The sequence below is a fragment of the Pseudomonas sp. 21 genome (assembly GCF_000955805.1).
Taxonomy (GTDB): domain Bacteria; phylum Pseudomonadota; class Gammaproteobacteria; order Pseudomonadales; family Pseudomonadaceae; genus Pseudomonas.
Genome location: NZ_JYOA01000003.1, coordinates 790944 through 810448 on the forward strand (window position 1 = coordinate 790944; position 19505 = coordinate 810448).

The 19505-nt window shown below is 68.1% G+C and carries 17 protein-coding genes; 6 read left to right on the forward strand and 11 right to left on the reverse strand.

Features of this window, described 5'->3' with window-relative positions; genetic code table 11:
• Positions 1 to 102: 102 nt before the first annotated feature.
• On the forward strand, positions 103 to 1125 hold the full coding sequence (locus UB43_RS09235; RefSeq protein ID WP_037012376.1) for a transporter: 1023 nt from the start codon (positions 103 to 105) through the stop codon (positions 1123 to 1125).
• A 158-nt stretch (positions 1126 to 1283) separates the two neighbouring features.
• On the opposite strand, the gene UB43_RS09240 is transcribed toward UB43_RS09235, so the two are convergent.
• The 3 genes from UB43_RS09240 to phhA all read right to left on the reverse strand — a co-directional run bounded on the left by UB43_RS09240 (position 1284) and on the right by phhA (position 3727).
• Positions 1284 to 2480, reverse strand: a complete 1197-nt coding sequence (locus tag UB43_RS09240; RefSeq protein ID WP_045210130.1) for an amino acid aminotransferase — start codon at positions 2478 to 2480, stop codon at positions 1284 to 1286.
• On the reverse strand, positions 2477 to 2833 hold the full coding sequence (locus UB43_RS09245; protein WP_024764391.1) for a 4a-hydroxytetrahydrobiopterin dehydratase: 357 nt from the start codon (positions 2831 to 2833) through the stop codon (positions 2477 to 2479). Before UB43_RS09245 ends, UB43_RS09240 begins: the two co-directional genes overlap by 4 nt.
• A 105-nt stretch (positions 2834 to 2938) precedes the next feature.
• A complete protein-coding gene (gene phhA / locus UB43_RS09250; protein ID WP_045210131.1) occupies positions 2939 to 3727 on the reverse strand; it encodes a phenylalanine 4-monooxygenase in 789 nt (262 codons plus the stop codon).
• Between the two features lie 271 nt (positions 3728 to 3998).
• On the opposite strand from phhA, the gene UB43_RS09255 reads away from it, so the two are divergent.
• Positions 3999 to 5561, forward strand: coding sequence for a sigma-54-dependent phenylalanine hydroxylase transcriptional regulator PhhR (locus UB43_RS09255; RefSeq protein ID WP_045210132.1), 1563 nt, complete (start codon positions 3999 to 4001; stop codon positions 5559 to 5561).
• 63 nt (positions 5562 to 5624) lie between these two features.
• Here the strand turns inward: UB43_RS09255 and UB43_RS09260 are convergent, their stop codons facing one another.
• The gene (locus UB43_RS09260; RefSeq protein ID WP_045210133.1) at positions 5625 to 5993 is read right to left on the reverse strand and encodes a hypothetical protein; all 369 of its coding nucleotides are present in this window, start codon (positions 5991 to 5993) and stop codon (positions 5625 to 5627) included.
• 111 nt (positions 5994 to 6104) lie between these two features.
• On the opposite strand from UB43_RS09260, the gene UB43_RS09265 reads away from it, so the two are divergent.
• Both UB43_RS09265 and UB43_RS09270 read left to right on the forward strand, forming a co-directional pair.
• Positions 6105 to 10421: a DEAD/DEAH box helicase gene (locus UB43_RS09265; protein ID WP_045210134.1), complete on the forward strand. Its 4317-nt coding sequence runs from the start codon at positions 6105 to 6107 to the stop codon at positions 10419 to 10421.
• Positions 10422 to 10478: 57 nt separating this feature from the next.
• A complete protein-coding gene (locus UB43_RS09270) occupies positions 10479 to 11999 on the forward strand; it encodes a glycosyltransferase family 39 protein (RefSeq protein WP_045210135.1) in 1521 nt (506 codons plus the stop codon).
• A 12-nt stretch (positions 12000 to 12011) separates the two neighbouring features.
• Here UB43_RS09270 and UB43_RS09275 read toward each other — a convergent pair whose 3' ends face one another.
• The gene (locus tag UB43_RS09275) at positions 12012 to 12329 is read right to left on the reverse strand and encodes an Mpo1-like protein (protein WP_045210136.1); all 318 of its coding nucleotides are present in this window, start codon (positions 12327 to 12329) and stop codon (positions 12012 to 12014) included.
• Between the two features lie 144 nt (positions 12330 to 12473).
• Between UB43_RS09275 and UB43_RS09280 the strand changes: the two genes are divergently transcribed.
• A complete protein-coding gene (locus tag UB43_RS09280) occupies positions 12474 to 13472 on the forward strand; it encodes an AraC family transcriptional regulator (protein WP_045210137.1) in 999 nt (332 codons plus the stop codon).
• Positions 13473 to 13630: 158 nt separating this feature from the next.
• Here the strand turns inward: UB43_RS09280 and UB43_RS09285 are convergent, their stop codons facing one another.
• The gene (locus tag UB43_RS09285; RefSeq protein ID WP_045210138.1) at positions 13631 to 15085 is read right to left on the reverse strand and encodes a TrkH family potassium uptake protein; all 1455 of its coding nucleotides are present in this window, start codon (positions 15083 to 15085) and stop codon (positions 13631 to 13633) included.
• Between the two features lie 178 nt (positions 15086 to 15263).
• Between UB43_RS09285 and UB43_RS09290 the strand changes: the two genes are divergently transcribed.
• A complete protein-coding gene (locus tag UB43_RS09290) occupies positions 15264 to 15824 on the forward strand; it encodes a nitroreductase family protein (RefSeq protein ID WP_017517219.1) in 561 nt (186 codons plus the stop codon).
• Here UB43_RS09290 and UB43_RS09295 read toward each other — a convergent pair.
• The 5 genes from UB43_RS09295 to UB43_RS09315 all read right to left on the reverse strand — a co-directional run bounded on the left by UB43_RS09295 (position 15805) and on the right by UB43_RS09315 (position 19469).
• Entirely contained in the window at positions 15805 to 16284 is a 480-nt protein-coding gene (locus UB43_RS09295) for a hypothetical protein (protein ID WP_045210139.1), read from the reverse strand. The two genes, UB43_RS09290 and UB43_RS09295, sit on opposite strands and share 20 nt — an antisense overlap.
• A gap of 26 nt (positions 16285 to 16310) precedes the next feature.
• Positions 16311 to 17648: a HAMP domain-containing sensor histidine kinase gene (locus tag UB43_RS09300; protein ID WP_045210256.1), complete on the reverse strand. Its 1338-nt coding sequence runs from the start codon at positions 17646 to 17648 to the stop codon at positions 16311 to 16313.
• Positions 17649 to 17741: 93 nt separating this feature from the next.
• Entirely contained in the window at positions 17742 to 18197 is a 456-nt protein-coding gene (locus UB43_RS09305; protein ID WP_045210140.1) for a Spy/CpxP family protein refolding chaperone, read from the reverse strand.
• A 170-nt stretch (positions 18198 to 18367) separates the two neighbouring features.
• Positions 18368 to 19045: a response regulator transcription factor gene (locus UB43_RS09310; RefSeq protein ID WP_045210141.1), complete on the reverse strand. Its 678-nt coding sequence runs from the start codon at positions 19043 to 19045 to the stop codon at positions 18368 to 18370.
• A gap of 13 nt (positions 19046 to 19058) precedes the next feature.
• Complete coding sequence (locus UB43_RS09315) at positions 19059 to 19469, reverse strand: hypothetical protein (RefSeq protein ID WP_045210142.1); 411 nt, start codon at positions 19467 to 19469, stop codon at positions 19059 to 19061.
• Positions 19470 to 19505: the final 36 nt, after the last annotated feature.

Sequence of the window (19505 nt, forward strand, 5' to 3'; positions counted from 1 at the left end):
TCATCTGCCGTTCACCGGGTTCTGGTACTGCCGGCACACACGGATTCGCTTTTTTGTAGGAGCGAGCAAGCTCGCTCCTACAGGCTGCGCGCGCGGAGAGACATGAACCACAGCATCGTCCAGAGCCATCAGGATTCCGACCTGTTCGGCCTCCTCTATGGCTTCAGCTTTCGTCCCGGCCAGCCCGGCCTGGAAATCGACTCGCCCACCGCGCTCCAGCGCCTGCAGGAGCCGCGGGCGACGGACGAGTTCCTCTGGTTGCACCTGAACCTGGCGCACGCCGCGTGCGAGCGCTGGATGAAGTCGCACCTGGAGCTGCCCGACTACTTCTTCGAGACCCTGCGCGAAGGCTCGCGCTCCACCCGCATCGAGCATGTGGACGGCGCGCTGCTGGCGGTGGTCAACGACGTGGTGTTCGACTTCAGCAGCCGCATGTCCTCGGACGTCGCCACGCTGTGGGTCTGCGCCCGTGGCCGCCTGCTGGTGACTGCCCGCGCGCAGCCGCTGCGCTCGGTGGATACGCTGCGCTCCTCGGTGAAGCACGGCGAGAGCTTCAACTCGCCGCTGGAGCTGCTGGTCCACCTGCTGCGCGACCAGGGCGAAATCCTTACCCGCATCGTTCGCGAGACCAGCATCAGCGTCGACCGCATCGAGGACCAGTTGCTGTCCTCGCGCCTCTCCGCCAGCCGCGCCGACCTGGGCGGCATGCGCCGGGTGCTGGTGCGCCTGCAACGCCTGCTGGCGCTGGAGCCGGGCTCGCTGATGCGCCTGCTCAACCGCCCGCCGCTGTGGCTGAAGGAAGACGACGTGCGCGTGCTGCGCGAGGCCACCGAGGAATTCTCCCTGGTGATCAACGACCTCACGGCGCTGGGCGAACGCATCAAGCTGCTGCAGGAAGAGATCGCCGCGAAGATCAACGAGCAGAGCAACCGCACGCTGTTCACCCTCACCGTGGTCACGGTGCTGGCGCTGCCGATCAACATCATCGCCGGCTTCTTCGGCATGAACGTCGGCGGCATTCCCTTCTCCAGCGACCCGGAAGGCTTCTGGATCCTGGTCGTGCTGGTGGCCAGCTTCACCGGCCTGGCCGGGCGCTGGGCGTTTCGCAAGCGCGACGACTACTGACGGAGCTTACCTGTAGGAGCGGGCCATGCCCGCGATCGCCCGCATGGCCCGCTCCTACAGGTTCACACCGGCGTTACCCGGCTCTTACGCTCGGGCCAAACCTCGCCCAGATAAAAAAAGACCGGCTCACAGGCCGGTCGAGGGGGAAGAATTCGTCGTCAGCGGCAGACGCGGGCGATGGCCGCTGCCAGGTGGTCCAGGCGTTCGCCGTCGAGCCCGGCGATGTTGGCGCGGCCGCTGCTGACCAGGTAGATGCTGTGCTCCTCGCGCAGGATGCGCACCTGCTCGGCCTGCAGGCCGGTATAGGAGAACATGCCGCGCTGGATGGCGATGTGCGCAAAGCGCTCCGCCAGCCCGTGGGGGCGCAGGGCTTCCACCAGGCCGATACGCAGGTCGGCGATGCGCCCGCGCATGGCGTCCAGTTCCGCCAGCCACAGGCTCTTCAGTTCCGGGTCGCCGAGGATGGCGGCGACCACTTCGGCGCCGTGGGCCGGTGGGGTGGACCACAGGTTGCGGGCGAACAGGGCCAGCTGGCTGCGGATGTCGGTGAGCTTGTCGGCATTCTCGGCGCAGACGATCAGCGCGCCGACGCGGTCGCGGTAGAGGCCGAAGTTCTTCGAGCAGGAGCTGGTGATCAGCACTTCCGGCAGGCTCTCGGCCAGCAGGCGCACGGAGTACGCGTCCTCCTCCAGCCCATCGCCCAGGCCCTGGTAAGCGAAGTCCAGCAACGGCAGCAGCTCGCGGCGACGGACGATCTCCAGCACGCGCTGCCATTGCGCGTGATCCAGGTCGAAGCCGGTGGGGTTGTGGCAGCAGGCGTGCAGCAGCACCACGTCGCCCTGCGGGATTTTCTCCAGCATGGCGAACATGGCCTCCGCGTCGAGGCGGTTGTCCGCGCCGACATAGGGGTAGTGCTTGATCGGCACGCCGGCGGCGGCGAACAGGGTCTCGTGGATCGGCCAGGTCGGGTCGCTCAGCCAGATATTTTTCCCCGGCAGGCAATGGGCGATGAACTCCGCCGCCAGGCGCAGGGCGCCGGTGCCGCCGGGCGTCTGCGTGGCATCGGCACGCGAATCGGCCAGCAGCGGCGAGGTGACGCCCAGCACCTGCTCACACAGGCGTGCGGCGAACAGCGCGTCGCCGTGGCTGCCGACGTAGCTCTTGGTGGTCTCGCTATCCACCAGGCGCTGCTCGGCGAGCTTCACCGCGCGGGGGATCGGCGTGAGGCCCTGGGCGTCCTTGTAGACGCCCACGCCAAGGTCGAGCCGCGCGGGGTTGGGGTCCGCCCGATAGGCTTCGAGCAGGCCCAGGATCGGGTCGCCCGGTACGCGGGTGACCTTGGCGAAATGACTCATTTGCGTCCCTCTGCTTTCGCGGCCAGCTCGTCGGTGCGCGCGGCCATGATGAAGTCGTTGCGGTGCAGGCCCTTCAGCTCGTGGCTCCACCAGGTGACGGTGACCTTGCCCCACTGGGTGAGCAGGTCGGGGTGGTGGCCTTCTTCCTCGGCAATGGCGCCCACTGCGTTGGTGAAGGCCAGGGCGTGCCTGAAGTTCTTGAACAGGAAGACCCGCTCCAGTTCCATGTGATCGTCACGGACCTCGATGTTCCAGTCCGGAATCTGCTTGATCAGCACCGCCAGTTCTTCGTCGGACACCTTCGGGGCGTCGGCGCGGCAGGCTTCGCAATGGGCTTGGGTGAGTGCGGTCATGAAAGGTTCTCCTTGTCGTGGGGGGGCATAGGAGTGCGCTCGCGAACCATCTTAGGCTCGCGAGCACGTCTCATCCTAGGCACAGATGGGATCGATTGCAGCGGATCAGGCGGCCTGTTTCGGCGGAAACTTCGGCGCGTGCAGGCCCAGGTGCATGGCTTCGCGCACCAGCGCCATGATGTCCTCATGGGCCAGCTCGAACAGGCGCTTGAGCTCGGGCAGCACGAAGTACAGGGGCTGCAGGATGTCGATGCGGTACGGCGTACGCATGCATTCCAGCGGATCGAAGGGCTGGTGTTCAGGCGCGTCGGAAAGGCTGTAGACCGTCTCCTTGGGCGAGGAGAGGATGCCGCCCCCGTAGATGCGCAGGCCTTGCGGGGTGTCGAGCAGGCCGAATTCGATGGTCATCCAGTAGAGGCGGGCGAGGAACACGCGCTCTTCCTTGCTGGCGGCCAGGCCGAGCTTGCCGTAGGTGTGGGTGAACTCGGCGAACCAGGGGTTGGTCAGTAGCGGGCAGTGGCCGAAGATCTCGTGGAAGATGTCCGGTTCCTGCAGGTAGTCCAGCTCTTCCGGGGTGCGGATGAAGGTCGCGACGGGGAATTGCTGGCTGGCCAGCAACTCGAAGAAGGTCTGGAAGGGAATCAGCGCCGGCACCCGCGCCACGCGCCAGCCGGTGGCGGCCTGGAGCACCCGGTTGACCTCGCCCAGTTGCGGGATGCGCTCATGGGGCAGGCCGAGCTGCTCAATGCCGTCCAGGTATTCCTGGCACGCGCGGCCCTCGATCACTTTCAGCTGGCGGGTGATCAGGGTATTCCAGACCTGATGTTCGGCTTCCGGGTAGTGGATAAAGCCATCTTCGTCAGGCTGGCGGGCCACGTACTGCGTTGTCTTCATGGGTGCCCTCATAGGTCCTGTGGCTTCGAGGCCTTGTTGTTGTGATGACCAACAGATAGCGCGAGTCGTGCCGCCGAACAGCCCCCTCGGCGCTGCGCGGGCAAGCTCGCGGCACGTCAATCCGTAAAGAAAATATTACGATTGGCGGCGCGGGTATCCGGCCATGGCTTGAAGGTGCGGTGATCTGTCACATATTCTTGACGGTAATTTCCGGCCGCCTTGCGAAAATCCGTGCCGGAGTGCCCACCACAACGACAACCACGGGCCCGCCATGCGCATCAAAGTGCACTGCCAGAACCGCGTCGGCATCCTGCGCGACATCCTCAACCTGCTGGTCGACTACGGCATCAACGTCAACCGTGGCGAAGTCGGCGGCGAGCAGGGCAACGCCATCTACCTGCTCTGCCCGAACCTCATCAACCTGCAGTTCCAGTCGCTCAAGCCCAAGCTCGAAGCGGTGCCCGGCGTGTTCGGCGTCAAGCGCGTCGGCCTGATGCCCAGCGAGCGCCGCCACCTGGAGCTGAACGCGCTGCTGGCGGCGCTGGAGTTCCCGGTGCTGTCCATCGACATGGCTGGGCAGATAGTCGCCGGCAACCGTGCCGCTGCGCAGCTGCTGGGTGTGCGCGTGGATGAGGTGCCGGGCATCCCGCTGTCACGTTACGTCGAGGACCTCGACCTGCCCGAATTGGTGCGGGCCAACAAGGCGCGCATCAATGGCCTGCGGGTGAAGGTGAAGGGTGACGTGTTCCTCGCCGACATCGCGCCGCTGCAGACCGAACATGACGAAAGCGAAGCGCTGGCCGGTGCCGTGCTCACCCTGCACCGCGCCGACCGTGTCGGCGAGCGCATCTACAACGTGCGCCGCCTGGAGCTGCGCGGCTTCGACAGCATCTTCCAGAGCTCGCGGGTGATGGCCGCCGTGGTCCGTGAAGCACGCCGTATGGCGCCACTGGACGCGCCGCTGCTGATCGAGGGCGAAACGGGCACCGGCAAGGAGTTGCTGGCCCGCGCCTGCCACCTCGCCAGCCCGCGCGGGCAGTCGCCGTTCATGGCGCTGAACTGCGCCGGCCTGCCCGAATCGATGGCCGAGACCGAGTTGTTCGGCTACGGCCCCGGCGCCTTCGAAGGCGCGCGTCCGGAAGGCAAGCTCGGCCTGCTGGAGCTGACCGCCGGCGGCACGCTGTTCCTCGATGGCGTCGGCGAGATGAGCCCGCGCCTGCAGGCCAAGTTGCTGCGCTTCCTGCAGGACGGCTGCTTCCGCCGGGTGGGCAGCGACGAGGAGGTGTACCTGGACGTGCGGGTGATCTGCGCGACCCAGGTGGACCTGTCCGAGCTGTGCACCAAGGGTGAGTTCCGCCAGGACCTCTACCACCGACTCAACGTACTGTCGCTGCACATCCCGCCGCTGCGCGAGTGCCTGGACGGCCTGGAGCCGCTGGTGGAACACTTCCTCGACCAGGCCAGCCGGCAGATCGGCTGCTCGCTGCCCAAGCTCTCGCCACAGGCCCTGGACCGCCTCGGCCGCTACCACTGGCCGGGCAACGTGCGGCAGCTGGAGAACGCGCTGTTCCAGGCGGTTTCGCTGTGCGAAGGCGGCACCATCCGCCCCGAGCACATCCGCCTGCCGGACTACGGCGCGCCGCATCCGCTGGGAGACTTCTCCCTGGAAGGCGGGCTGGATGCCATCGTCGGCCGGTTCGAGAGGGCGGTGCTGGAGCGGCTCTACCGCGAGCACCCGAGCAGCCGGCAGTTGGGCAAGCGGCTCGGGGTGTCGCACACCACCATTGCCAACAAGCTGCGGACGCATGGGTTGGGGCACAACGAGGAGTCCTGAACCGGGCTCCTTCCACAGGAGCGTGCTCTGCCCGCGATCCGTCGGCAGGGCCGACGGGGCCAGTCACCAGGTCTTCGGCCGATAGCCCTTCACGCAGGCTCGCACCTCATCGTCGATCACATTGCCCGGCTTGATGCAGTCGGACAGCTTGCGCGGGCTGTCGCTGTAGGGCGAGCTCGCCGGTGCCGGCTGCGCGCCGGCCGGGGAAAGCCCCAGCCGGCTTTGCAGCACCACCCAGCGCTCCGCCAGCCAGGCATGGCCGGCCGGATTGCGCCACAGGGCGGTACCGGCAGCGAGGATCAGCAGCGGAATGAGGAACCACAGCAGTGGCTTCACCAGCATCCGCCAGTTGCGCTTCGGGTCTTCGGGCGGCTTCTGCTTGTTCTGCTGCCTGACCTGCTCCCAGTAATAGTCGCGATCACGGTCGCTCATCGATGTACTTCCGCCGGGTGGATGCGTGAAGAGTAACGGCTGGCGCGGTCCGCGGCGAGGCGCGATCAGTGGTCCTTGTGACGGCCTTCGCGCACCACCATATTGGTCCGCATGAGCGCCCCTCGTATCTCCTCCCGCACCCAGCGAGCCGATGTGCTGTCCGCCTTCCATCCGGCGGTGGCCGCCTGGTTCCGTGCGCATTTCAAGCTGCCGACCCAGGCGCAGGTGCAGGCCTGGCCGGCGATCCAGGCGGGGGAATCGACGCTGGTCGCCGCACCCACCGGCTCGGGCAAGACGCTCACGGCCTTCCTCTCGGCCATCGATGCCTTGGTCCGCGAGGGGCTGGACAACGGCGGCGTGCTGCCGGACCGCACCACGGTGGTCTACGTCTCGCCGCTCAAGGCGCTGTCCAACGACATTCGCATCAACCTCGAGGAACCGCTGGCCGGTATCCGCGCCGCGCTGGGCGAGATGGGCCTGCCGGAGGTGGACATCCGCACCGCCGTGCGCACCGGCGACACCACGACCCGGGAACGTGAGGCCATGCGCAAGCAGGTGCCGCATATCCTGGTGACCACGCCCGAATCGCTCTACGTGCTGCTCGGCTCGGACTCTGGTCGCGCCATGCTCGCCGGCGCGCGCAGCGTGATAGTCGATGAAATCCATGCGCTGGCCGCGAGCAAGCGTGGCAGCCACCTGGCGCTGTCACTGGAGCGTTTGCAGGCGTTGTGCGAAGCGCCGCTGGTGCGCATCGGCCTGTCCGCCACGCAGAAGCCCGTCGAGGCGGTGGCAAGCTTCCTGGTCGGGCGTCACCAGGCCTGCCGCATCGTCGACATCGGCTACAGCCGCGAGCGTGACCTGAACCTGGAAGTGCCGGCGGCGCCGCTGGAAGCGGTGATGTCCCACGATGTCTGGGACAAGGTCTACGACCGCCTCGCCGAACTGGCCAGCGAGCACCGCACCACGCTGGTGTTCGTCAACACCCGGCGGCAGTCCGAGCGAATCACCCGGCACCTGGCCGAGCGTATCGGCGCCGGCTGGGTCGCGGCGCACCACGGCAGTCTGTCCAAGGAGCTGCGCCTGGGCGCCGAGCGGCGGCTCAAGGCCGGGCAACTGAAGGTGCTGGTGGCCACCGCTTCGCTGGAGCTGGGCATCGATATCGGCGAGGTGGATCTGGTCTGCCAGATCGGCTCGCCGCGTTCCATTGCCGCCTTCCTGCAGCGCGTCGGCCGTTCCGGCCATAGCGTCGGTGGCACGCCCAAGGGGCGGCTGTTCCCGACCTCGCGGGACGACCTGATCGAGTGCGTGGCGCTGCTCGACAGCGTGCGGCAGAACGAACTGGATGCACTGGACATTCCGCGCGCGCCGCTGGACGTGCTGGCCCAGCAGATAGTCGCCGAAGCCGCCTGCCAGGAATGGCGCGAAGATGCGTTGTTCGAGCTGTTCACCGCTGCGCAACCCTATGCCGACCTCAACCGGGCGCACTTCGACGCGCTGCTGCGCACCCTCGCCGAGGGCTACACCAGCCGCAACGGCCAGCGCGGTGCCTACCTGCACCGCGACGCCGTGCACCAGCGCCTGCGCGGCCGGCGCGGCGCCAAGCTGACCGCGGTCACTTCGGGCGGGACCATTCCCGATACCGGCGACTATGCCGTACTGCTGGAGCCGCAAGGCCTGACCGTGGGTACGGTGAACGAGGACTTCGCGGTGGAGAGCCTGGCGGGCGACGTGTTCCAGCTGGGCAATATTTCCTATCGGATCCTGCGCGTCGAGCCGGGCCGCGTGCGCGTCGAGGATGCCCAGGGCCAGCCGCCGAACATTCCCTTCTGGCTCGGCGAGGCGCCGGGGCGCAGTGACGAGCTGTCCACCAGCGTCGCGCGCCTGCGCGGCCAACTGGACGCATTGCTGGCCCAGGGCGAGAACGATCCCGAACCGCTGGCGCGGGCCATCGACTGGCTGCAGGAACAGCTCGGCCTGAACGATGCGGCAGCGCGACAACTGGTGGAATACCTGGCCCGTGCGCGCCACGCCCTCGGTGCGCTGCCGACGCAGAAGACCCTGATACTCGAACGTTTCTTCGATGAATCCGGTGGTATGCAGCTGGTCATCCATTCGCCCTACGGCAGCCGCCTCAACCGCGCGTGGGGGCTGGCGCTGCGCAAGCGTTTCTGCCGCACCTTCAACTTCGAACTGCAGGCAGCCGCCACCGAAGACGCGATCATCCTGTCGCTGTCCACCAGCCACAGCTTCCCGCTGGACGAGGTCTGGCGCTACCTGCATTCCAACAGCGCCGAGCACGTGCTGATCCAGGCGCTGCTTGACGCGCCGCTGTTCGGCGTGCGCTGGCGCTGGAACGCCACCACCGCGCTGGCGCTGCCGCGCTACAGCGGCGGCCGCAAGGTCGCTCCGCAGCTGCAGCGCATGCGCAGCGAGGACCTGCTGGCCTCGGTGTTCCCCGACCAGGTGGCGTGCCTGGAGAACATCGTCGGCGAGCGCGAGATTCCTGATCACCCGCTGGTGGCGCAGACCCTCGACGACTGCCTGCACGAGGCGATGGACTGCGAAGGCTGGCTCGACCTGTTGCGGCGCATGGAAAACGGTGCGCTGACCCTGCTGGCGCGCGACTTGCCGGCGCCGTCGCCGCTGGCGGCGGAGGTGCTGTCCGCCAGCCCTTACTCCTTCCTCGATGACGCGCCGCTGGAAGAACGCCGTACCCAGGCCGTGCAGAGCCGCCGCTGGACCGACCCGGAAAGCGCCGACGACCTTGGCGCGCTGGATGCCGAAGCCATCGACGCGGTACGCGCCGAGGCCTGGCCCGAAGCCCGCGACGCCGACGAGATGCACGAGGCGCTGACCGGTCTGGGCGGCATCCGCGAGAGCGAGGCGCAGGCCAACGAGGGCTGGCCCTTCCTGCTCAAGGCGCTGGCCAGGGCGGGCCGGGCAACGCGCCTGGAACTGTCTGTGGGCGATGTCTGGGTGGCGGCGGAGCGGCTCAGCCAATGGCTGGCACTGCATCCCCAGGTCGCGATGAGGCCACAGCTGGACCTGCCGCCGTCACTGCTTCAACCCTGCGCAACCGATGAGGCGCAGGTCGAACTGGTGCGCGCGCGCCTGACCGGCTTCGGCCCGCGAGTGCTGCAAGCGCTGGCGGCCGACCTGGGGATTTCCACCGGCGATACCGGCTTCGCCCTGGCCAGCCTGGAGCGCGAGGGCTACGTGCTGCGCGGTCGCTTCACGCCGGGCGCGCAGGACGAAGAGTGGTGCGAGCGCCACCTGCTGGCGCGTATCCACCGCTACACGGTCAAGCGCCTGCGCCGGGAAATCGAGCCGGTGGCGCGGGCGGATTTCATGCGCTTCCTGTTCGACTGGCAGCGGGTGTCCGCTGGATCGCGGGTGCGCGGTGCGGAGTCCCTGGCCGGCGTGCTCAGCCAGCTGGAAGGCTTCCAGGCCGCCGCCTCGGCCTGGGAAAGCGACATCCTGCCCAGCCGCGTGGCCGACTACGGCATCAATTGGCTGGACGATTTGTGCCGTGCCGGCCGTATCGTCTGGGCGCGCTTGCCGGGCCGAACTGCAGCGAAGGGGCGCGGCGGCCCGCTGAAGAGCACGCCCATCGTATTGCTGCCGCGTGCGCAGATGGCGCAATGGAGCGCGCTGGGTGGAGGGCAGGCGGACGCCGAGCTGTCCGCCAAGGCCAGCAAGGTGCTGGAGGTGCTCAAGGAGCACGGCGCTTCCTTCTTCGAGGAGCTGGCCAGCGACAGCCACCTGCTGCGTACCGAGCTGGAAACCGTGCTGGGCGAGCTGGTGGCGGCGGGGCGGGTGAATGCCGACAGCTTCGCCGGCCTGCGCGCCCTGCTGATGCCGGCGGCGCGTCGCCATCCGCAGCGCCGTTCGCGCACGCCGTTGTTCGGCATGGCCGATGCCGGCCGCTGGGCGCTGCTGCGTCGCGCCACGCTGGAACCAGGCGCGCGGTTGCCGGCGGAAGTGCTCGAACATGTCGCCATGACCTTGCTGCGCCGCTACGGCGTGGTCTGCTGGCGTTTGCTGGACCGCGAGGCCGATTGGCTGCCGCCGTGGCGCGACCTGCTGCGGGTCTACCACCGCCTGGAGGCGCGCGGGGAAATCCGTGGCGGGCGCTTCGTCGCCGGGCTGACCGGTGAGCAGTTCGCCCTGCCCGAGGCCGTCGGCCTGCTGCGTGAAGTGCGCCGGCGTGAAGCGAGCGGCGAATGGCTGGTGGTGTCGGCGGTCGACCCGCTGAACCTGGCCGGCACCCTGTTGCCAGGGCGCAAGGTACCGGCGGTGGGCGGCAACCGCGTGCTCTATCGCGATGGCGTGCCGGTGGGGGCTTTGATCGCTGGCGAAGTGGACCTGCTCGCGGAGCTGGCGCCGGAAGACCAGGCCCGCGCGCGGCAACTGCTGATCCGCCGGTAAGCCGGGCGCGGCTGACGTACACTCAGCGGCACGGAAGTTTCTCCTTGCGAGGCTGTGATGTCTTCCTGCGAGCCCCCGAGTCTGCCCGCCCTGTTGCGCCAGTGGTGGTTCCTGCCGCTGCTGGCGCTTGCGCTGTGCCTGCGCCTGTATGAACTGACCGGCTCGGCCATCTGGGGCGACGAAAGCTCCAGCCTGTTCCTCGCCCGCTATTCGCCATTGCAACTCTGGCAGCACGCCGCCCACGACGTGCATCCGCCGCTGTACTTCTACCTGCTGCACCTGTGGACCGGGCTGCTTGGCGAGGGTGTGCTGTCGCTGCGCCTGTTCAGCGCGGTGTTCGGTACGGTCGCGGTGTTCCTCGGCGGCTGGCTGGCCTGGCGCCTCGCCAGTCGCCGCGCGGCGTTGCTCGCCGTCGTGTTGCTGGCGCTGCTGCCCACGGCGGTGCGCTACAGCCAGGAAGTGCGCATGTATTCGCTGCTCGGCTGCTGGCTGCTGGCCGCGACACTGGCCTTGCTCTACTGGCTGGACGAGGGCAAGCGCCGCCACCTGCTGGCCTACGTGCTGCTGATGGCCGCGGCGTTCTACACCCACTACTTCAGCCTGTTCGGCCTGCTGGTGCATTGGGCCTGGCTGGCGTTGCTGCCGAACAGTCCGCTGCGCCGCCGCGACTGGTGGCTGGCGAACCTGGCCATCGCTGCGCTGTTCCTGCCCTGGTTGCCCGGCCTGCTGGACCTGGTTCGCCACATGGCGGTGCTGGTCGCTGGCGGAGACGTGGGCTGGGAGCCGCCAGTGGATGCCCGTTCCGTCCCGTCGATGCTCTGGCAATGGCTGGCGCAGTCCGATGGCAACGAGCTGTCGTGGCCTCTGCTGGTGGGCGTGCCGTTGCTGGTGCTGGGGGCGATGCTGCTGGTGCTGCATCGGGATCGCAGCCGCCAGCGCGCCGGTGTGTTGCTCTCGCTGTATGTCGGCCTGCCGCTGCTGGGGCTGTATGGCGTGTCCTTCGTCTCGCCGGTGTTCGTCGAGCGCTACCTGACGGCCTTTGCGCTGGGCCTGCCGCTGCTGTTCGCGGTGGCGCTGGACCGCCTGCTGGAAGCACGGCGGGCGCTGGGAGTGGTGACGCTGGCAACGTTGCTCGGCTTGCAGGGCCTGGGGCTGGCGCGCGCCTACGAGACGGACCCGGACGAGCAGTTCGACGGCATGGTCGCCTACGTCAATGCCCATTACCGCGCCGGCGACCGGGTGGTGGTGGACGATATCCTCTGGTACCTGGCGTTCCGTTACTACAACCGCACCGGCAGCGAACCGCTGCTGTACACCGCGCCGGCCGCGGATGGTTCGTCCGGACGGCCGGGGCACTATGGTTTCGGTTCGCTGATCGATGACCGCCAGCACAGCTTCGTCGATCGCCTGGCCGACCTGCCGCAAGGTGATGGCCGAGTCTGGCTGGTGATGAGTCGCTACAACGACGAGGAGATTCCCGACGTGCCCGCCAGTTGGCGCCGCATCGCCCAGCATGCGGGCGGGGAAGTGCAGGCTCTGCTGTTCGAGCGCGCGTCGATGCGTAACGCCGCGCGCTGACTGCTCAGTGGCTCAGAAGCGGATGCGCCCGGTGAAGGCGTCCTTGAGCATCACCCAGTCGCCCATCAGCGACCACAGCGGGTACTTGAAGGTGGCGGGGCGGTTCTTCTCGAACACGAAATGGCCGACCCAGGCGAAGCCGTAGCCGGCCAGCGGCATGGCCAGCAGCCACAACCAGTGCCCGCTGACGATGGCGTAGGCGAGGATCGACAGCACCAGCAGGCTGCCCACGTAATGCAGGCGACGGCACACGGCGTTGCTGTGCTCCTGCAGGTAATACGGGTAGAACTCGGCGAAGCTCTGGAATCGATCGGCGGTCTGGGTGCTCATGGCGCACCTCCTGTTGTTGTGGTGGCCCAGTGTAGGACGGAGCCGTCGGACTTGCGGATGGCATGGGGGACCAGTTTAGTATCCCCCTGCGCCGCCGGCTGTCTCGCGGTGGCGCCGTTGACCACCATAACCAGAAGAAAACGCATGCCTGAGCGTACGACCCTGTCCAGTTGGGTGCGGGGAATCGTCCAGTCCCTGGAACTGGAAGGCCTGGACAGCCGAGCGCTGTTCGCCGAACTGGGATTGGATTTCGCTGCCCTCGACGACCCCGATGCGCGCTTCCCGCAGGACGCCATGAGCCGTCTGTGGAACCGCGCCGTGGAGCTGTCCGGCAACCCGGCCATTGGTCTGAACATCGCCCGCGTACACACCCCGGCGTTCCCGGTGGTGGGCTATGCACTGATGTCCAGCCGCAACCTGGGCGAGGGCTTCGAGCGCCTGGAGCGCTACCAGCGGATCATTGCCGAGGGCGCCGACCTGACCTTCCGTCGTCTGCCCGAGGGCTGTTTGTACCGCATCGTGGTGCACGGTGACCGTTTGCCTGTGCCACGGCAGAGCGCCGAGTGCTCGCTGGCGAGCCTGATCGCCATGCTGCGCTGGATCACCGGGCGGGCGATCAAGCCGCTGGAGGTGCGCCTGGCCGGGGACGCGCCGCAGAACGTCGAGCCCTACCGGGAGCTGTTCCAGGCGCCGCTGAGTTTCGGCCACGCCGACTGCGCGATGCTGTTTTCCCACGAGGACATGGCCGCGCCGCTGCCCACTGCCAACGAGGAGCTGGCGCGCCTGCACGATCGCTTTGCCGGGGAATACCTGGCGCGCTTCGTCAGCAGCCGCTTCAGCCACCAGACGCGCCAGGTCCTGTGCCGCCTGCTGCCCCAGGGCGAGCCCAAGCGCGAAAGCGTGGCGCAGGCGCTGCACCTGTCCGAACGCACCTTGCAGCGCCGCCTGCAGGAGGAGGGCACCAGCTACCAGCAACTGCTCGACGACACCCGCCGCGAACTGGCCCAGCAATACCTCGCCACGCCGCGCATGACGCTGCTGGAGATTGCCTACCTGCTGGGCTTTTCCGAGCCGAGCAACTTCTTCCGCGCCTTCCGCCGCTGGTTCGGCAAGACGCCGGGGGAGTACCGCGAGGAGCTGTGATGCCTCCGGCGCCAAGCGGCTGGTTGTAGGAGCGAGCTTGCTCGCGAACCGCTTGATGGCGGTGCCCAGCCGTTCGCGAGCAAGCTCGCTCCTACAGAGGCCCGCCGCAGCCGGCTAGCGCAGGAGCGGGCTTTGTCCGCGATACCGCGCCGCGGGCCTCAGTGCCGCCAGAACGCCGGGGTGAACAGCACCAGCACCGTGATGATTTCCAGGCGGCCCGCCAGCATGCCGCCGCAGAGCAGCCACTTGGCGGCGTCCGGCAGCGAGGCGAAGTTGCCCGAGGGGCCGATGATCGGGCCCATGCCCGGGCCGACGCCGGCCACGGTGCTGGCCGCGCCGGTCAGCGACGTCATCCAGTCCAGGCCGAGGAACGACAGGCCCAGCGCCAGGGCACCGACGGTGGCGCCGAAGAAGAACGAGAAGGTCAGGATCGAACGCACGATCTCTTCGTCCAGGCGGTGGCCGTTGTAGCTCTGGCGGATCACCGCGCGCGGGTGGATCAGCTGGTACAGGCTGGCGCGCAGCAGGGTGAAGGCCACCTGGAAGCGGAAGATCTTGATGCCGCCGGCGGTGGAGCCGGAGCAGCCGCCGATAAAGCCCAGGTAGAAGAACAGCATGATCGAGAAGTGGCCCCACAGGCTGTAGTCGCCCAGGGCGAAGCCGGTGGTGGTGACCACCGAGGTCACGTTCACCGCGACGATGCGGAAGGCGTCCAGCCAGGGCAGGCTGGACGTCACCGAGTACCAGGTGCCCATCACCAGCCAGGTGACCAGCAGCAGGCCGAGGAAGCCGTGCACCTGATGGTCGCGGATCAGCGCCTTGCGGTTGCCGCGCAGCATGGACACATACAGCACGAAGGGGATGCTGCCCAGGATCATCACCACCACCGCCACCCAGTGCACCGCCGGCTGGTGCCACTTGGCCAGGGACTGGTCGGAGGTGGAGAAACCGCCGGTGGAAATGGCCGACATGGCGTGGTTGAGCGAGTCGAACAGGCCCATGCCGGCCCACCAGAAGGCCAGCGTGCCGGCGATGGTGATCGCCACGTAAACCCCGACTATGTACTTGGCCACCATGTGCGAGCGCGGCATGACCTTGTCCGAGCGGTCCGAGGATTCAGTCTGGAACAGGCGCATGCCACCGATGCGCAGCATCGGCAGGATCGCCACCGCCATGGCGATGAAGCCGATACCGCCCAGCCAGTGCAGCAGCGAGCGCCAGATGAGGATGCCCGGCGACATCTTGTCCAGCCCGCTGAGGACGGTGGAGCCGGTGGCGGTGATGCCCGACATGCTCTCGAAGATCGCGTCGGTGAAGCTGATGTGCCGCGCGAACATGAAGGGCAGGGACGAGAAGAAGCAGACGATCACCCAGCTCGACACGGTGAGCATGTACATGTCCCGCGGACGCATGTGTACCTGCTCCGGGCGGCCGGGAATGACCATGCCCAGCCCGCAGGTGAAGGTGATGATCGCCGACCAGATGAACGGGTGCAGCTCGTTGGCGCGGCCGTAGTACAGCAGCGTGGCCATGGGCACCAGCATGGCGACTGCCAGCGTGATGACGAAGATGCCGATGATGAATCCGAGGGTGCGTAGTGTCGGCAGGGCCATGCGCTGAGGTCTGAATCCAATGGGAATCGGCCATTTTACCTGCCGCCTGCCGAGAGTAAACCGCGTGACACCGTTCCCCTTTACAAGTGGGGCGGAGTTGCAGCGGGCTGTCTTTCCCGGACAAATGCGAACCCTTTGCGTCTACAATGGCGGCTTCGAGATTGACTGGAGGCAGCCCATGGAGGCTCTCGACGCGTTGCTCAACCGTGTGTCCCACGCCCGCCTGAGCGAGCCGGCACCGTCCGCCGAGCAGCTGGACCGCCTGTTCCGCAGCGCCTTGCGCGCCCCGGACCACGGGCAGCTGCGCCCCTGGCGCTTCCTTACCGTGGAAGGCGAGGCGCGCAAGGAGCTGGGAGAGTTGTTTGCCCGCGCCGTGGCGGCCAATGAGCCGGACGGCAAGCCCGAGGCGCTGGACAAGGCTCGCGCCATGCCGCTGCGCGCGCCGCTGCTGGTGGTGGCCGTGGCACGCCTGCAGGATCACCCCAAGGTGCCGGAGATCGAGCAGTGGCTGGCGGCGGGTTGCGCCGCCCACGGCATCATCCAGGCGGCCTACGTCGAAGGGTTGGGTGCGATGTGGCGCACGGGCGCCATGGCGTTCGATCCGCTGGTGCGCGAGGGCCTGGGCTTGGCCGAGAACGAGCGCATCGTCGGTTTCATCTACCTCGGCACGCCGGTCGGCGAGCTGCGCCGCCCGGCGCCGCTGGACCCGGCCGGGTTCGTCAGCGCCTGGCGGGGCTGAGCGGCAGTTCCAGGCGTACCTTCCAGCCAGCGTCGCGAGCGCGCCAGAGCAGGTGTCCACCCTGCCAGGCGGCCAGGCGACGCGCCGGCGGCAGGGCTTCCGGCAGCCAGGCCCGCGCCTGCGGGTCGTCGCCTTGCAGATCCAGGCGCAGCTCACCGCGTGCTGAACTGAGCGACAGCTCCAGCGCCGCATGCGGATGGCGCGCCAGCGCCCCTTCCAGCAAGGCATCCAGTGCTTCGCCCAGCGCATCCGGCCAGCTTTCCAGTGGCCAGGTGCCGCTCTGCGGCAGGCTCAGGCGCAAGCCGGGCCAGCGTGCGCGCCAGTGCGTGGCGAGACGCGCCAGTTCCACCGCCAGCACCAGGTACTGCGGGTCGTCGTAGGGTTCACTGCGCAGCAGGGCTGCCGGCGGCAGCGGCTGTTGCAGGACGGGGATCGGGGTAGCGAAGGCGGGAAGGCTCATGGTGGCTCTCCGAAAATGCGCTCGGTTCAGGCGGCCTGCCGACGCAACGGCAGGTCGATGCTGGCGACGAATCCGCCGTCGGGATGGTTGCTCAGGCGCAGTCGTCCATGGTGACGTTCGATGGCGCGGCGGGCGATGGCCAGGCCCAGGCCGTGGCCGGGGCTGCTCTGGTTGGGCGCGCGGAAGAAGGGTTCGCCCAGTTGCGCCAGGTGTTCCTCGCTGGCGCCGGGACCGTGGTCGCGCACGCGGATGTGCAGGCGTTCGCCGTCGATCCGCGCCTGTACTTCCAGCGGCTGTTCCGCCGGGTTGAAGCGCAGGCCGTTGCGCAGCAGGTTGTCGAGGGCGCGGTCGAGCATGTCCGGCCAGCCGTCGAGGGCCAGTTGCGGGCCGACGTCGAGCTGGATGGTCTGTTCCGGGTAAAGCAGTTGCGCATCGTTGCGCAGGCGCTCGAACAGCGGCAGCAGGTCGATGCGGCTGGCCGGGCCGGGCTCGGCGTCGAGGCGGGCGAGGGCGAGGATCTCGCTGATCAGTGCCTCCAGGCGGTCGCATTCCTGTTCCAGGCGCGGCCACATGGCAGCGCGCTGTTCGGGCTCGGCGCGTTCAGCCAGGGCCAGGGCGATGCGCAGGCGGGCCAGCGGCGAACGCAGTTCGTGGGAAACATCACGCAGGAGCTGGCGTTGGCTGCCGATCAGCCCTTGCAGGCGGGCACCCATGCGGTTGAAGTCACGCGCCAGCACGCCCAGTTCGTCGCCGCGGCGCGAGAGTCGGGCGAGGCTGTCCTGTTGATAACTGGTCTGGCCGAGGTCATGCACGGCGCGGCGCAGGCGGTTCAGCGGGCGGGTGATGGACAGCGTCAGCAGCAGGCTGAACACGGTCAACACCACCAGCGCGATGCCCAGCGCACTCAGCGGCCAGAGGAGGCTGCTGCGGTGCCAGGCCTGCAGCGTCGGGTGCGGAATGCGGTAGATGAACAGGTAGGTCTGGTCGGTGCGGCTGCTGGTGTATTCCTGGCTCAGTTGGCGCCAGGGGAAGCGCGGCAGGTTTTCCCGGTCGAAATTGTTGTCGCGCGGCCGTGGCGGGCGCGGCAGGTAGGTGCCGTTGACCAGGCGCTGGCCGGTCTCGTCGAGCACCTGCACGGAGAGCTCGTATTGCTTGCGGCGGCTTTCCAGCAGTTCTTGCGCGGCTTCCGGGCCTTGCGTCTCGTAGAGCTGGGTCCATTGCTTGGCGATGTCATGCAGGCCGGGATAGCGGGCGATCACCCAGGTGTCCTGGTTCAGGGCGCGGCCCAGCAGGATCGACAGTCCGGCCACCAACAGGAGGGCGAGCCAGAAGGCGGCGAGGATCCGCCAGAAGAGTGAGCGCATGGTCTTCCTGTTCAGCCGCATGGTCTATCCGTTGTCAGGGGCTCCACGGCAAGGCGCCGGGTAGAACCCGGCGCCTGCGCTTGCTGGAGCGAATCAGTTGGTCTTGGCGCCGTCCTTCTGGGCCTTCCAGGTCTGGAATTCAGCCCATTCGGCCTTGCGCTGCTCGCGCTGCTTCTTCATCTCGTCGAACTTCTTCTGCTGCTCGGGAGTGAGGATGCCGCGGATGCCGGCGTCGGCCTTGTCACGGTTGGCCTTCAGTTCTTCCTGCATGGCCTTGCGGTCAGCCTCGGGCAGCTTGTTCCAGTACTTCTCGGTGATCGCGCGGCGATCCTTCATCGAGTCGCCCATCAGCTTGCCGACTTGCTGGCGCTGGTCCTGGGTCAGGTTCAGTTCGCGGAACGCACCGCCGTGTTCGCCGCGGTGCATGCCCGGGCCGTGGTCCTTCATGAACGGGGCCGGCGGCGGAGCGTCGGTCGGCGCGGGAGTGGCCGCCAGCGCGACGGTCGGCAGGGCGGCGGCGATCAGCAGGGCGGTCAGGGTCTTGCGCATGGTGTTTCTCCTTTCAGGGGCCGGTCGTTACCGGATGAGCCCAGTCTAGGGTCGGCAAGGTCAAGGGCGGTCAGTCCCACGTAAAGCTTCGGTAAAGATTGCGTGAAGCCCTGCTGGAATCTTTACCAAGCCCGGGCCAGAGCGGCCCGGGCGCTCTGCAAGACGAGGGATCAGGCTGCGTAGAAGTAACCGCGCCCGCGCAGGGCGAGGATGCGCGGGCGGCCGTCGGGATGGCTGCCGAGCTTCTTGCGCAGGTTGCTGACGTGCATGTCCAGGCTGCGGTCGTACAGGGTCAGCTTGCGGCCCAGCGCGAGCTGCGCCAGCGCCTGCTTGTCCAGCGGTTCCCCCGGCTGGCGCAGCAGGGCCTCGAGGATGCGGCTCTCGGAAAGGGTCAGGCTGATTTCTTCGGCGCCGATGGTGGCCACGCCGCGCGACAGGTTCAGCGCCAGGTCGCCCAGCTCCAGCTGCGCGGCGGGTTGCGCCGGGTGGCTGCGGCGCAGTACGGCGCGCAGGCGGGCGGTCAGCTCGCGCGGGTCGCAGGGCTTGGCCAGGTAGTCGTCGGCGCCCAGCTCCAGGCCGAGGATACGGTCCAGCGGCTCGCCGCGGGCGGAGAGCATCAGCACCGGCAGGTCCGGGTGGTCGCTGCGCAGCGACTTGAGCAGCTCCAGGCCGCTGCCGTCGGGCAGCATGACGTCGAGCACGACCGCGTCCGGCGCGCGGCTGCCCAGCGCGGCGCGGGCCTGCGCACCATCGTGGGCGGCGCGGATGCTGAAGCCTTCCTGGGTCAGCCAGGTGGTCAGCAGTTCGCAGAGTTCGACATCGTCGTCGATCAGCAGCAGTTCACTCATGAAGAGGCTTCTTTCAGTTGATCCATTCGCGGCGCGAGCGGCGGCGGCCACGGCTCAGCATGCCCAGGATGAACGCCAGCAGCGCGGTGCCGGCGCCGGTCACGTACCAGGTCTGCTGCTCGCTGAGCAGGCGCGGCGGCTGGTTGGCCTGGGCCTCGCGCAGCTGCAGCTTCAGCCGCTGGTTTTCCTGGGTGAGGCGGGCGATGCGGGCTTCGTCCTGGCTGTTGTCCGGGTTGGACAGTTGCGCGGCCAGCTCGGCACGTTGCCGTTCGCTTTCGGCCAGACGCTGCTCCAGGTCAGGATTGGCGGCCGGCGGTTGAACGGAGGGTTGGACAGCACTTTGCGCCGGTTGCTCCGTGACGGGCTCTTCGGCGAGGGCGGGCAGTGGCAGGGCGAGGCAGGCGAGCAGGGGCAAACGGCGCATCGGGACTCCTTGTTCGATGATGTGCCGCCGTCCATG